Below are 13082 nucleotides of genomic sequence, written 5' to 3'. Positions count from 1 at the left end.
GGTTTATGCCCTGCGGTAGTCGGCGAGCGTTTCGTCAGGGACGTCTTCGAGGTTGACCACCAGGTTTTCCGGTGTGCGGGCGGTGAGCCAGACAAGCTCTTCGGTCACGGACATGTTTGCCTCCACGTGCGGCATGAACGGCGGAACGAACACCCAGTCGCCGGCCTTCATGTCAAGGAATTCCTTGTAGTTCTCGCCGAAGTAGATGCGTCCGTGGCCGCGCAGCACGTAGCCGCCGGTTTCGGCTTCGCCGTGGTGGTGCGGGAGAGAGCGGTAGCCGGGTGTGTTGGATACCTGGCCGAACCAGATCTTGGTGGCGGGTGTGTGCTGGATGCTGACACCCGAGACGCGGATGCAGTCACCGGACTGGGCGGTGTTGGTGTCTTCGTGTCCGGCGCGGGTGACCACGGGGACTACCTTGCCGTCAGCTTGCGCGTAGATCGAGTTGTCGCCTTCGAGGCGGTATTCGGTAACAGTCTGGTTCACGGTGGTCACTCCTTGGTTGATGCCGGGTGGATGCGGACGACGTTCTCGAGCCGCCCGATTCCGGTGATTTCGGTGGTGAGGACATCGCCGTCCTCCAGGAAACGTGGTGGGTTCATTCCCATGCCCACTCCCCCAGGGGTTCCCGTCAGGACAAGGTCGCCGGGGCGCAGCATGGTGAACTGGGAGATGTAGGACAGAAGCTTCGCGGGACCGAACACCAGTGTGCCGGTGTTCCCCTTCTGCACAACGTCTCCGTTGACATAGCAGTAGACATCGAAAGTTTCGCCAGCCTCGTCGGGGGTTACCAGGACCGGACCGACGGGTGTTGTGGCGTCAAACGCCTTGCCCTGGAACCACTGCAGCGTCCGGTTCTGCCAGTCCCGCATGGAGACGTCGTTGGCCACGGTGTACCCCGCGATGGCCCCGGCGGCCTCTTCCTCGTCAGCGCGGAACAGTTCAGAACCGACGACGACAGCCAGTTCAGCCTCCCAGTCGACGCGGTCACTGCCACGGACCTCGATAGTGTCCGTTGCTCCCAGCAGGGTATCCGCGTACTTAGCGAACAGCGTAGGGTATTGCGGCAGTTCCCGGCCCATCTCCTGAATGTGGTCCCCATAGTTGAGGCCGCAGCAGATCACCTTGCCCGCCCGCGGCAGAAGCGGGGCGAAGTCTGCATCAACGGCCGCAATGACGGTCTGACCGGCAGCCGTACGGGCTTCGTGCACCGCTTCCCGCCAGTCCGGCCTGGCGAGCAACTCTCCGACATCGGCGGCCGGAAGGGCTACGTAAGAATCGGCCCCCATGGCGACGGCCGCCGTCGTTCCTTCTCCGGCCGTCCGCAACGTGGCGAGTTTCATGCTATTTGTCCCTTCAGGTCATTGTGTCGACTTTTTTACGACCGTCACATATACTCAAGGTAGCACGACACAATTGATCTGGACAGAGCCTTTTTCAAGTTTTCGCAGTCCCCCGCCGACCAGGAGGAACAGCATGAGCCATAAAACGATTAACCCGGAATCGCTTCCCAAGCCCTCCGGCTTCGCGCACGGCATGCTCGCCGGCAACACCGTTTTCTTGGGCGGACAAACCGCCCTGGACAGGAATATGAAGATTGTTCCCGGCGGCATCGTGGAACAGTTCTCGCAGGCGTTCTCCAACGTCCTCACCACCCTCCGGGAAGCCGGGGGCCAGCCGGAAGACCTGGTCAATGTCACCATCTATCTCACCGACGTCGACGACTACATGGCCCACGGGCGAGAAATCGGCCGAATCTGGCGTGAAATGGCAGGATCGGAGTACCCGGCCATGGCCGGCATCGGCGTGACAAGGCTGTGGCAGAAGGAAGCCCTCATCGAGATTCAGGGCATCGCCGTCATCCCGGGGCGTTGAGCAGCACGATGCCCGTGTCCGGGAGGATTCAGAGGCCAGGAAACGGCTAGTTTCCCTTGCTGACTGAAGGGCCTGACCCAGGCTGCAGCGCCTGTCCGTGATGCCTGGGAGGGTCGGCACTTCGGCTACGCGCGATGAGCTCAAGGCCACCGTTAATATCAAGCCGCGGAGCCCCTCCAAGGCGGAGCTGGCCAGTATCGGCGACCCCGCGTCGCTCGTCAGGCAGCAGGCCCGCGGCGGCACTTCCGTCATCAGCGTCCTCATCTAGCAGCGCCGCCGCCGTCGCTGACCACGGCTGACCGGAAAGCCCTGCGCACGCTGTGGACAGGGGCTGTTTGCCGCCCGGCGGATTCTGTTCCGGCACCGCTGCCGGGACACCACAACTTACCGAACGATCAACTGGAACAGGACGGGACTGATGGCCGACGCACCCTCAGGAAACGCTGACAACAAGGCCGTGGAGGCATTCCTGCAGGGCGGCTCCCTGAAACACGCCCCGGGGCCGTACTTCGGCAGCTTCGGGGGGCGCTGGATGCCTGAGTCCCTCATTGCGGCCGTGGACGAGCTTGAAGAGACGTTCGACAAGGCCAAGGACGATCCCGAATTCCGGGCCCAGGTCGCGGACCTGAACAAAAACTACTCCGGCCGGCCCTCCCTGCTGACCGAAGCCAAGCGCTTCTCAACACACGCCGGGGGAGTCCGTATCTTCCTCAAGCGCGAGGACCTGAACCACACCGGTTCCCACAAGATCAACAACGTCCTGGGCCAGGCGCTGCTTGCCAAGCGCATGGGCAAGACCCGCGTCATTGCCGAGACCGGCGCCGGCCAGCACGGCGTGGCCAGCGCCACCGCCGCTGCCCTGATGGGCCTGGAGTGCGTGGTGTACATGGGCGCCGAAGACTGCCGCCGCCAGGCACTGAACGTTGCCCGGATGGAGCTTCTGGGCGCCACCGTCATCCCGGTGACCAGCGGCTCGCAGACCCTCAAGGACGCCATCAATGACGCCTTGCGCGACTGGGTGGCCAACGTGGACAACACCCACTACCTGTTGGGCACGGCCGCGGGCGCCCACCCGTTCCCGGCGATGGTCCGCTACTTCCACGAGGTGATCGGTGAGGAAGCCCGGGCCCAGATCCTGGACCAGGAAGGCCGGCTCCCGGACGCCGTTTGCGCCTGCATCGGCGGCGGCTCCAACGCTATCGGCATCTTCCACGGCTTCCTGGACGACCCGTCCGTGAAGATCTACGGATTCGAAGCAGGCGGCGACGGCATGGAAACAGGCCGCCACGCGGCCACCATCACGCTTGGCAAGCCGGGCGTCCTGCATGGCGCCCGCTCCTACCTCATGCAGGATGACGACGGCCAGACCATCGAGTCCCACTCCATCTCCGCGGGCCTCGACTACCCCGGCGTGGGCCCGGAGCACTCCTACCTCTCGGACATCGGCCGCGTCAGCTACGAGCCGATCACTGACCGCGAGGCCATGGAAGCCTTCCGCCTTCTCTGCCGCACCGAAGGCATCATCCCCGCCATCGAGTCCGCGCACGCGCTGGCCGGTGCCATCAAGGTTGGCCAGCGGATGGCTGAAGAAGCTGCCGCTATCGGCGGGGCCGCGCAGGACAAGATCGTGATCGTGAACCTCTCGGGCCGCGGTGACAAGGACGTAGCCACCGCAGCGGAATGGTTCGATCTGTTGGACAAGGACTCCGCCGAGGCGGAAATCGGCAAAGAGGGGGAGCAGCTGTGAGCAGTGCAGAGATGGCCAGCAAGGCACAGACCATCAGCAGGTCGGCCGCGGCCATTGACAAGGCGCGCGCCGAAGGCCGCGCAGCCCTGATCGGTTACCTTCCCGCCGGATACCCGAGCGTGGAGGAGACCATCGCAGCAGGTATTGCCCTGGCAGAAAACGGCGCGGACCTCATCGAAATCGGCATTCCCTACTCTGATCCCGTGATGGACGGCCAGGTCATCCAGGCTGCCACCACCGAGGCGCTGGCCAAGGGCTTCTCCGTGCGCCAGGTCTTTGATGTGGTGGCCGGCATCACCAGCAAAACCGATGCCGCCGTCCTGGTGATGACCTACTGGAACCCGGTAGTCCGGATGGGCGTGGACGAGTTCTCCCGGCGCCTGTCCGAAGCTGGCGGCGCCGGCCTCATCACCCCGGACCTCATCCCTGACGAGGCCGCCGAGTGGATGGAAGCCTCGGACAAGTACGGCCTGGACCGGGTGTTCCTCGTGGCGCCGTCCTCCACCACGGAGCGGATGCAGCGCACCGTGGATGCCAGCCGCGGCTTTGTCTACGCCGTATCCATCATGGGGGTCACCGGCGCCCGGACTTCCGTCAGCACTGCTGCCAAGGACGTGGTGGCCGCCGCGCATGCTGTCGGCGCCGAGCGCGTCTGTGTGGGATTGGGCGTTTGCAATGCCGGCCAGGTCCGGGAGATCGCCGCCTACGCTGAAGGCGTGATCGTGGGCACCGCGCTGGTGGCCGCAATCCGCGACGGCGGCGTGGAGGCCGTCGCTGCCCTCACCAAGGACCTCAGCACTGGCTTGACCCGGGAAACCGGCCTGACCAGGGAAGAAGCCTAATCGATGCAGACGCTCCTTCAGGCGGCCGCCATGGTGCCGGCCAGCATCCCCAGCCCGGACTGGTGATTCCGGCCCATTGACTTGGGGGATCCTTGCAACGTACGTGGTACGCGGTGACCGATGGGACCAGGACCGCAGTTCCAGCGCCGCGTGCCCGTGTTGATGTCCTTCGGCTGCAACGTGAAACTCTGGCCTGCCCAGACCCGGGGCAGAACTTAGTGAGCGGGAAGAAAGCCGCACGGTGACCAAGGACTGGCGGGTGCCCTCTCCCTACTCTGTCGTCTTTTTCAGGTTGCGCGGGGAGCTGAGGCGCCAACGCGGATGCGAATAACTTTCAGCCAGTTGCGCACTTCCAGCGTGCCTAGACGGTTCTGACATCTCACCAACCCGGCGCTTCCCGTACCCGCCTCTAGTCCACTTGCGTTTCCTTAGGCGGGTGACATTCCACGTGAATGCTCGAAAACAAGACTTGTCTGCGTTCCAGCGACTGCCGGGTTAGACGAGAGCTTTTCAAGGACAAACTGGCGGATGTGCTCTGTGTCCCGAGCAGTTATGTGGATGAGGAAGTCGTCCGCTCCACCGAGTACAAAGAACTGGGAAATCTCAGGCATCGTCCGCAGTTCCTCCCCGAAGGCCGTCATGAGGTGCCTTGCGCCCGGCCGCAAACGAACGCTCACCATCGCCTGAAGGGACCGGCCGAGTGCCACCGTGTCGACATCGATGGTAAATCGGCTTATGACTCCGGTGTCTTTGAGCGCCTTCAACCGTGACAAGCACGTTGAGGGTGCGATCCCGAGAGCTTCCGAGAGCGCCTGATTCGTGCTTCGAGCGTTTTCTGTTAAGAGTGCCAGCAGCTTGCGGTCCAGATCATCTAACGGTGACCGCAATTTCTTCGGTTCTTCCACCCAACCACTCCGCTCATCCCGACAGAACTGTCTGATTCCTTTGTTCCTACTGCAGATTCTACAAATCTATAGGCAACTTACGACAGAATGTGCTTTTTTTAGTAAATCTCCTTCACGCTTCTTCGAAAGGTTTCTCATGATCATCGGTGTCCCGAAAGAAATCAAGAACAACGAATTCCGCGTAGCCATCACGGCCGCGGGCGTTAACGAGTTCCGCACGCACGGCCACACCGTGCTGGTGGAACGCGGCGCAGGCCTCGGCTCCGGCATCACCGACGAGGAATACGCCATCGCCGGCGCCGAAATCATCAACGAGGCCGACGACGTCTGGGCCCGCGCGGACATGGTCATGAAGGTCAAAGAACCCATCCAGGCCGAATACCACCGCTTCCGCAAGGGCCTGATCCTCTTCACCTACCTCCACCTCGCCGCCGAGCCCGAACTCACCCGCGAGCTCATTAACTCCGGCGTCACCGCCATCGCCTACGAAACCGTGCAGGAAGGCCGCACCCTCCCGCTGCTGGCCCCCATGTCCGAGGTCGCAGGCCGCCTCTCCGTCCAGGTTGGCGCCTCATCCCTCATGGCTCCCGCCGGCGGCAAAGGTGTACTGCTTGGCGGCGTACCGGGCGTGCGTCCGGCCAAGGTGGTGGTCCTGGGAGCAGGCGTGGCCGGCACCAACGCCGCAGCCATGGCCCTGGGCCTCGGCGCCGACGTCACCATCCTGGACATCAACATCAACCGCCTGCGCGAACTCGACGCCCAGTACCAAGGCCGGCTCAAGACCGTGGCCTCGAACAAGTACGAGATCGAAAAATCGGTGGTGGACGCCGACCTGGTGATCGGCTCCGTCCTGATCCCCGGCGCCAAGGCCCCCAAACTGGTCACCAACGAACTCGTGGCCCGCATGAAGCCCGGCTCAGTGCTGGTGGACATCGCCGTGGACCAGGGCGGCTGCTTCGAAGACACCCTGCCCACCACGCACCAGGAACCCACCTACAAGGTCCACAACACCATCTTCTACTGCGTAGCCAACATGCCCGGCGCCGTCCCCAACACCTCCACCTACGCGCTGACCAACGTGACCCTGCGCTACGCCGTATCCCTGGCCAACCTGGGCGTCAAGGCCGCCTTCGACCGCGACCCCGCCCTCGCCGCAGGCGCGAACGTCGTCGGCGGGAAGGTCACGCACCGCTCGGTCAGCGACGCCCATGGCCTGGAATTATCAGCTTGGCAAGACCTCGTCACCATTTAGTCCTAGACCGAATGGCCCTCACGGTCACGATCCAGGAGACAAGGGCAGTGCGGAACGGGATGACAACTTCATCAGCCAAACGGTTTGCCGCCCTAGCAGAGCCGCTTTCAGGCCGGCGCGTCATATATGGCAGAAATCTTACGAACGTAACACAATTGAAATAGACTTGGTTACTGGCCGCAACATGACCTCTATAGCGTCGGATTGCGCGGCCGGTGCCAGCCACTAAGCGTCGAGAACTAGTGGCTGCAGACTGAAGGGCCACTGCTTCCAAGCGACGACCCACAAGGCCGGGGGCAGACCTCTTGGCTCGTGTCGCACCCATGAATCGCTACCTCAACGTCGAGCATCGATTCATCCCTCTAGAAAGACGGAGCATTTTCATGACTGAACAGAATTTGCAGGATCCGCCCATGGAATCAAACACTCATGGTCTACAACGGAGGTTGACAGGGCGCCAGCTAAGTATGATCGGGCTGGGTGGAGCCATCGGAACTGGCCTGTTTCTAGGGTCCGGACTGGCGATATCCCAAGCCGGGCCGTCAACGATTCTTGCTTACATCGTTTGCGGCCTGGTTGCCCTCGTTATTGCCTGGGCACTCGCTGAAATGGTTGTTGTACATCCAACTGCCGGCGCCTTTGGCGTCTTGGCCCACTCCTACATAGGCAGATGGGCCGGCTTCGTTGTCCGCTGGACCTACTGGGCAATTCAATGCATAGCCATCGGCGGCGAAGTAATCGCTGCCGGCATATTTGTCCGGTTCTGGTGGCCAGAGATCCCCCTATGGCTCACCACCGTGGTATTTTCTGTGGCGATCCTTGGAGTGAATGCAGCGGCAGTCAAATTGTTCGGCCAAGTCGAGTACTGGTTCGCCATGATCAAGGTCAGCGCCATCGTTGCCTTCATACTCCTGGGCGTAGCGTTGCTCTTTTTCGGGCTACCGAACCGGCCCCCCGTCGGGCTCGACAACTTGACCTCCAGCGGCGGATTCATGCCTAACGGCCTTGAGGGGCTATTACTGGCCATGGTCTTCGTCATCTTCAGCTTCATAGGTACGGAAGTTGTCTCCGTAACCGCTGCCGAATCGGAAAACCCGAAGCGGGACGTCGTCCGCGCCACCAAATCCATGGCATTTCGACTGGTCTTGTTCTACCTGATCGCCATCACCATTGTCCTGTCCGTGATCCCTTGGACCGAAACTGCACAAGTAGGCAGCAACATTACGGCGAGCCCCTTCGTCTTGGTGTTTGAAGCTGCCGGTATCCCCGCGGCAGCAACGATCATGAACTTCGTCGTTCTGACGGCAGCGCTTTCATCAGCAAACGCCAATCTTTACCTGACATCCCGCATGCTCCATTCGCTCGCGGCACATCGATACGCACCGCAGTGGACAGGCAAGCTGTCCAAGGGCGGCGCACCTGCCCGGGCGCTAATCCTCAGCTCTGCCGGCCTGCTCTTGGCTGCCATCATTTCCGTCGTCGCGGCTGACACCGCCTATCTGGCACTTTTCGGAATTTCCGTCTTCGGCGCTCTTGTCGTATGGATCCTGATCCTGGTGACCCACCTACGATTCCGGATAGTGCGTGCCCGACATAACCTTCCAAATTCACCCGCCCGCCTAATCGGCGCCCCCGTGACGAGCACTCTCGCCATCCTGTTCCTCGCCGCCGTGCTGATCTCCACAATGTTTATAGACGGACTCACGTCGGCATGGATGGCGGGCGTGCCGTTCTTCGCACTGCTGCTGATCGCCTATTACTTTGTCGACAAGCACACACGTGGTCGTGCCGAGGAACGCTACGATCCCCTGCAGGAAGAAATCGACAGTGCGGCGAATGCTTCTACAATCGCCGACGCTGCTTCCTCTGAAGGGGTGCGCTAAGTGACCCCAAGGCTTCATCGTCGTACCTTGACGGTGTTGGCTATCGCTTCCCACCGCTGAGTTCATTCCGCGGCCTCGCTAATTCACGCGAGCGACGGTCTTTTTCGAATAATGCTTGCTGGAGTCGTAGACTCAGGGCGAGTCCGCGGTTGCTCGGTGGTGCTAATCAGCGCTAATGAGCAATCTCATCCTGCCAGGTCGATTCGGCTCAGCCACCTGTCATAAGCGCACTCGGGCAGTGGATACGCGCTACTCCCCGCGCAAGAGGAATAACTTCCATGCCCGCTGTAATCCGGAAGCCACCAGACCGCGTCGTCAGGCTGAGCTTCGCCCTAATCGGGGTTCACTCATCGCAGTTAACCTTCGGGTAGCCTTTGTCAGCGTGGGGCCTGTACTCGCGAACGCCAGCACTGATCTTGGGCTAACCAGTGCGGCGGGGGCTCCTAACGGGACTTCCACTAGTCGCTTTCGCGGTCTTTTCACCCCTAGCACCCGGATTCGCTTACCGGCTGGGACTCGACCGCTGGTTGTGGATGTCCCTGTTGGTCCTCGCCTTAGGCATTGCCCTTCGTTCCCTTCCTGCTCCGGGTTGTATCTGGGTCGGCACAGCGCTGCTTGGCGGAGAGACCGCCAGATTAGGGCACACCCCAGCCTGACGTCAGAGCGCAGTCGATGGACCGTGAGAATAGGGTCCAAAAAGTAGTTTTTGCACGGGGCTCCCGAACAGTCTTAGATCCATACCGGACAGACTCGTGCAACTTGGAGGCTTGCTATACGCAGCGTCGTCGAGGTAGAGGGAGCATCGGCGTGGACCTTACGAGTCGCTAATCTAGCCGTGGCCAAACTCCTTGCGCGCCTCATCAGCCAGCCAATCAAAGTCGTCCCAGTAACTCTTAGCGAGAGCATCGGGCATGTTAGCGCGGAAACCTTGAATCATCGGAGCGCAAATATCATGGCAACGAACGATGCTGGCCCCGTAGTTCTGGATGATTGGTTCTTTGTCGACAACCCCGCTTTTGAGCAGCGTCCCGACTAGGTCGTAAGAAGCTGAAGCGTTGGACGCAGTAGCGCGCTGTATATCTGTCCATGACGAAGCCGGAACAGTGCTCAAAACGGTTAGCACTTCCCGTCTTGAGTCACGGATGTCAGACCTCTGGAGATAGTCCAAAACAGCGAGCAGCGACTGGGCGCGCGAGGCTGAATGAGCAACACGGACCTGATGTCTCGCGTAAAGGGCGCTCAGAGCGGCGGCGACGAAAGCAAAAATCGATACCACCAAAGCTGCGACATCCATGCCCCCACAATAAGGGTCCTCTTGCGAGTAATCTCTGCCAGCGCCAGGACGGGTTCTTCGTGTTCCATCAGCTACTAACTCGCTTGTGCATCGCCTTCCGGAAAGAGGCCTTGAGGAATGACATCGCCATGGTGCTCCACGAGGTACGCGCGGACGTCGTCAAGCGATGGGTCATGGTTCAGGCTCTGTTGATAAAAGTCGAGCCTGCGCTCGGCCTCATTTATGACTTCGCTCCACTTTTTAACCCAAACCCGGTAATTAACCGGTGAATTCGGATCCACGCGCGATTGATCCAAAATCCCAGAGGCGCGACCATCCTGGTTGATGTCTCCCCGGACGGAGTCATCGTAATCAGTTACCAGCAGCATGAAATCCCACTCAGAGCGAGTGTCCGCAAACTGTGGGTTGGCAACCACAGCTCGAGCATACTTTTTGATTTGAGAAGCTTCCTTATCCGTCGCTTTCACGGCAGGGGCTTTGAGTTCCACCACCAGATGCCTGATGCGGTCATGATCTCTCGTCTTCGCGGAGAGCATTAGGTCGAGTCGACCTTGGCCTCCGTCTGTGAGTCGGACGTTCCCTGCCTCCTTGGGGTCCCGCCCAAGCATGTTTAGGTGTTGTCGGAGTGCATGAGTAAGACCGCGCTCAGAAAACATCATGTTGAATTGCTCACCGAAAACCCAAAGTTCGCTCTCCAGCATGGTGTGAAGGTGCTGGCGTTCCTTCACAACCTCGGACGCCTCCTTGTCGAAAATCATGTGACGCAAGGCAGCTAGAAAATCGATTCGGTTGGTAACGCTCGTGTTTGCCGCAATCAGTCGAGCCAGGGATGACCGCTCCAACAATCGCGTCAGCTGGTCCTTTTCCTCGGCGCTCAAGCCTACAAATTGATCGAGAAGGTTCCCCAGCCCGGTCGGATGCCGCTGCAGAGTGTCCTTAAGGAGTCCAAGTGTCAAACGCCGCTGTTCCCTTTTCTTGGGCATGTGCCGTCGTATCGCTGTTGCGACGACATCGAATGTAGCCTGTTCGACTTTCTGTTCTTCGGATTCCGGACCATCCTTGTAGGGGTAGGTGTCGTCGCCCTTCCAGGACTCGACCAGCTCACGCCGTTGTTCGTCACGTCGCTCATCAAAGTAGGACGCTAAGCGAGCGTTGACAGACTTCAGTAGGGATCCGATGACACTTGGCTCATGTTCCATCTTCGCCAGAATCCATTCGGCCGCGTGATGAGGCATGTCCGACCACAACACATACGCCGCGTACCTAAAATCTGGTGCTGGTCCAGCTGGCAAATCATCGACGGGAACACCCAGATCACTGCACAGGTGCAGTGTGCGTTCCTTGCCGCCTTTCCATTCGATTATGCGCAGGTCAGCGTTGTGCACTGAATCGCCATGCGCCCATGACAGTGCCTCAGTCACGTCGCGTTCAATCTCGTCGGCAGGCCTTAGAGAGCGATGATCAAGAACTACTGACACGTCGGGATAAGTCATTAGATATGGAGCGAGGGCGGCGGTTATCTGCTCCCTGGCCGCTTCAGTATCCAAGCGGTCGAGCTTATGCCGACCTGTTGCCTCAAATCTCGTACCTGTTTCGGCTGTCGACTGGGATGGCTCAGGACCCCTGAAATCATTGCGGTCCGGAACGGTGGCCGCGATTTCACTTCTATAGCGTTGTCCCGTGGCGTCCTCAGCAACGGATATCCAACGCACGGTAGTACCAAGCGCGAAGGCACGGAGTCGGCCTTGGCCTAGTTCGCCATGGAGGGGGCGACCCTCGGGACCTTTCGTTGTCTGGGCGCCGCGCTTCCAAGAGTTGCCCACCCACTTGAAGGATGACTGAAATTCGTCTGGGCTGATTCCGTGTCCGTCATCTTCGACGATGACGCCTTCGACGCCGCCAGCGTCATTGCGGAGCAGGCTTACAGTGACGGTGTGTGCTTCGGCGTCCAGACTGTTCCAGATGAGCTCAATGACGGCTTGGACCGGATTGCGCTCGTGCGCCAACGCTTCGACGTGGTCGGCCCCAGCCTCCAATTGAATACGCATGAGACAACCATGCCACCTATGGCAGTGCAACCAGTTCAAGGGTCTAAAGGTTAAGGAGCGCACCACTGCCCACAGCCGGGGACAATCCTGATGGGGTTATCCACCACTACTGCTTCTGAGGGAGCTTTCCCGGTGGCTCCCGGTTTCCAGCCGTGGATAACCCGGGTTGACCCCAACTGTGTACTGCTCGCTTCGTGAGTGCCGTTGCTGCGCACTTCTTATCGCCAGCTGATTCGAAAGTTAGCCGTCGGCCTGCTTGGTCTCCTTAGTCGGCTACTAATTGCTTGTCGCGTGGCGCATCCGATCGTTCAGCTGGCAGTTAAAATCGTTTTATGGCAAAAAAGACGGTCGTGGTTCTGGAAGATGACATTGATGGCTCGGAAGCAAGCGAAACGATATCTTTCGCCCTCGACGGCAGTGAATACGTGATTGATCTGAACGAGGGGCACGCGAACGAACTACGCGAAGCTCTGAGCCGCTTTACGGACGCCGGCCGCAAGGTATCTGGCGGACGTGGTCGTCCGGTTGCTCGTACAAAGTCCTCGCAGGGTGGGCCGGATGCAAAAGCGGTACGGATGTGGGCAGTTGAGAACGGCATCCAGGTAAATACTCGTGGTCGTATTCAAGCGGAAGTCGTAGAGAAGTACGAGGCCGTGCACTAAGGACGAAACAAAGAAAAAGTCGGGGCTGGGATCCATAGATTCCAGCCCCGACTATTTTATTGCGCTGCCATCATCCGGTAGCTGCCCGTTTCTAGGTAGGAATAGTCCGAACGTCTGGGAACCATCCCGCTGGCGCCTTTCTTGGTTCGAGGTGTTCGGGGTCGCGATGTTCTTTCATGTCGCAGTTGTAGAACGGGCCCTGGGGGTCCAGGAGGACCCGCATGTGGTGGTCTGCGTGGTCGCGCCACCACACGCTCATGCCGGTGGCAGCGTCCAGGCGGAGGTGCTCCCAGGCCCGCCACATTGCAGCTACGCGTGACACGGCTTCCGGGTGGAAGTACCACTCGATGCACCACTTCGCGGACTTTCCGGTGACGCTGCGGACATATGTGGGCAGCAGCTGCTCATGCAGGAACTCCTCGGGCGAACCGTAGACGAGCTCCGGCTTTTTCTCTGTTCGCTCGTCTTCGCTGCCGCCGGCACTTGCCGGCGGAGTGTCCGTATCGAACAACCCAAAATCGTCTGTCATGGCAGCAGCTTCCTTACTTCGTGACCCAGGGATTATCGACAGTGG

The 13082-nt window shown here is 60.3% G+C and carries 12 protein-coding genes and 1 pseudogene; 7 read left to right on the top strand and 6 right to left on the bottom strand.

Annotated elements, in window-relative coordinates; translation table 11 throughout:
• Positions 1–3: 3 nt before the first annotated feature.
• Positions 4–486, bottom strand: a complete 483-nt coding sequence (locus DBR22_RS01220) for a cupin domain-containing protein (protein ID WP_108597413.1) — start codon at positions 484–486, stop codon at positions 4–6.
• Between the two features lie 5 nt (positions 487–491).
• Entirely contained in the window at positions 492–1343 is an 852-nt protein-coding gene (locus DBR22_RS01215; protein ID WP_108597412.1) for a fumarylacetoacetate hydrolase family protein, read from the bottom strand.
• A gap of 133 nt (positions 1344–1476) precedes the next feature.
• Here DBR22_RS01215 and DBR22_RS01210 point away from each other — a divergent pair, with 133 nt between their 5' ends.
• The 4 genes and pseudogenes from DBR22_RS01210 to trpA all read left to right on the top strand — a co-directional run bounded on the left by DBR22_RS01210 (position 1477) and on the right by trpA (position 4464).
• Complete coding sequence (locus DBR22_RS01210; RefSeq protein ID WP_108597411.1) at positions 1477–1875, top strand: RidA family protein; 399 nt, start codon at positions 1477–1479, stop codon at positions 1873–1875.
• A 16-nt stretch (positions 1876–1891) separates the two neighbouring features.
• Positions 1892–2137, top strand: a pseudogene (locus DBR22_RS01205) (indole-3-glycerol phosphate synthase TrpC); the annotation flags it as partial.
• A 156-nt stretch (positions 2138–2293) separates the two neighbouring features.
• Positions 2294–3622 (top strand): tryptophan synthase subunit beta, encoded by a 1329-nt coding sequence (trpB, locus tag DBR22_RS01200; protein WP_108597410.1) that lies wholly within the window; start codon positions 2294–2296, stop codon positions 3620–3622.
• Between the two features lie 11 nt (positions 3623–3633).
• Positions 3634–4464 (top strand): tryptophan synthase subunit alpha, encoded by an 831-nt coding sequence (trpA, locus tag DBR22_RS01195; protein WP_108597437.1) that lies wholly within the window; start codon positions 3634–3636, stop codon positions 4462–4464.
• A 428-nt stretch (positions 4465–4892) separates the two neighbouring features.
• On the opposite strand, the gene DBR22_RS01190 is transcribed toward trpA, so the two are convergent.
• Positions 4893–5369 carry an Lrp/AsnC family transcriptional regulator gene (locus tag DBR22_RS01190; RefSeq protein WP_108597409.1) on the bottom strand — a complete coding sequence of 159 codons (477 nt, stop codon included), beginning with the start codon at positions 5367–5369 and terminating at the stop codon, positions 4893–4895.
• A 136-nt stretch (positions 5370–5505) separates the two neighbouring features.
• On the opposite strand from DBR22_RS01190, the gene ald reads away from it, so the two are divergent.
• The gene (ald, locus tag DBR22_RS01185) at positions 5506–6621 is read left to right on the top strand and encodes an alanine dehydrogenase (RefSeq protein ID WP_108597408.1); all 1116 of its coding nucleotides are present in this window, start codon (positions 5506–5508) and stop codon (positions 6619–6621) included.
• A 383-nt stretch (positions 6622–7004) separates the two neighbouring features.
• Positions 7005–8504, top strand: coding sequence for an amino acid permease (locus DBR22_RS01180; protein WP_219928066.1), 1500 nt, complete (start codon positions 7005–7007; stop codon positions 8502–8504).
• Positions 8505–9333: 829 nt separating this feature from the next.
• Here the strand turns inward: DBR22_RS01180 and DBR22_RS01170 are convergent.
• Both DBR22_RS01170 and DBR22_RS01165 read right to left on the bottom strand, forming a co-directional pair.
• Positions 9334–9798 (bottom strand): DUF4760 domain-containing protein, encoded by a 465-nt coding sequence (locus tag DBR22_RS01170; RefSeq protein ID WP_108597407.1) that lies wholly within the window; start codon positions 9796–9798, stop codon positions 9334–9336.
• A 74-nt stretch (positions 9799–9872) separates the two neighbouring features.
• Entirely contained in the window at positions 9873–11846 is a 1974-nt protein-coding gene (locus tag DBR22_RS01165; protein ID WP_108597406.1) for an ATP-binding protein, read from the bottom strand.
• Between the two features lie 332 nt (positions 11847–12178).
• On the opposite strand from DBR22_RS01165, the gene DBR22_RS01160 reads away from it, so the two are divergent.
• Positions 12179–12508, top strand: a complete 330-nt coding sequence (locus tag DBR22_RS01160) for a histone-like nucleoid-structuring protein Lsr2 (protein WP_108597405.1) — start codon at positions 12179–12181, stop codon at positions 12506–12508.
• A gap of 91 nt (positions 12509–12599) precedes the next feature.
• Here DBR22_RS01160 and DBR22_RS01155 read toward each other — a convergent pair whose 3' ends face one another.
• Complete coding sequence (locus DBR22_RS01155) at positions 12600–13037, bottom strand: DUF4913 domain-containing protein (RefSeq protein ID WP_108597404.1); 438 nt, start codon at positions 13035–13037, stop codon at positions 12600–12602.
• Positions 13038–13082: the final 45 nt, after the last annotated feature.

This window comes from Arthrobacter sp. HMWF013 (genome assembly GCF_003061105.1).
GTDB lineage: Bacteria > Actinomycetota > Actinomycetes > Actinomycetales > Micrococcaceae > Arthrobacter.
Note: the sequence above shows the minus strand (reverse complement) of the source record. Positions and strands in the feature narration are given on the sequence as shown.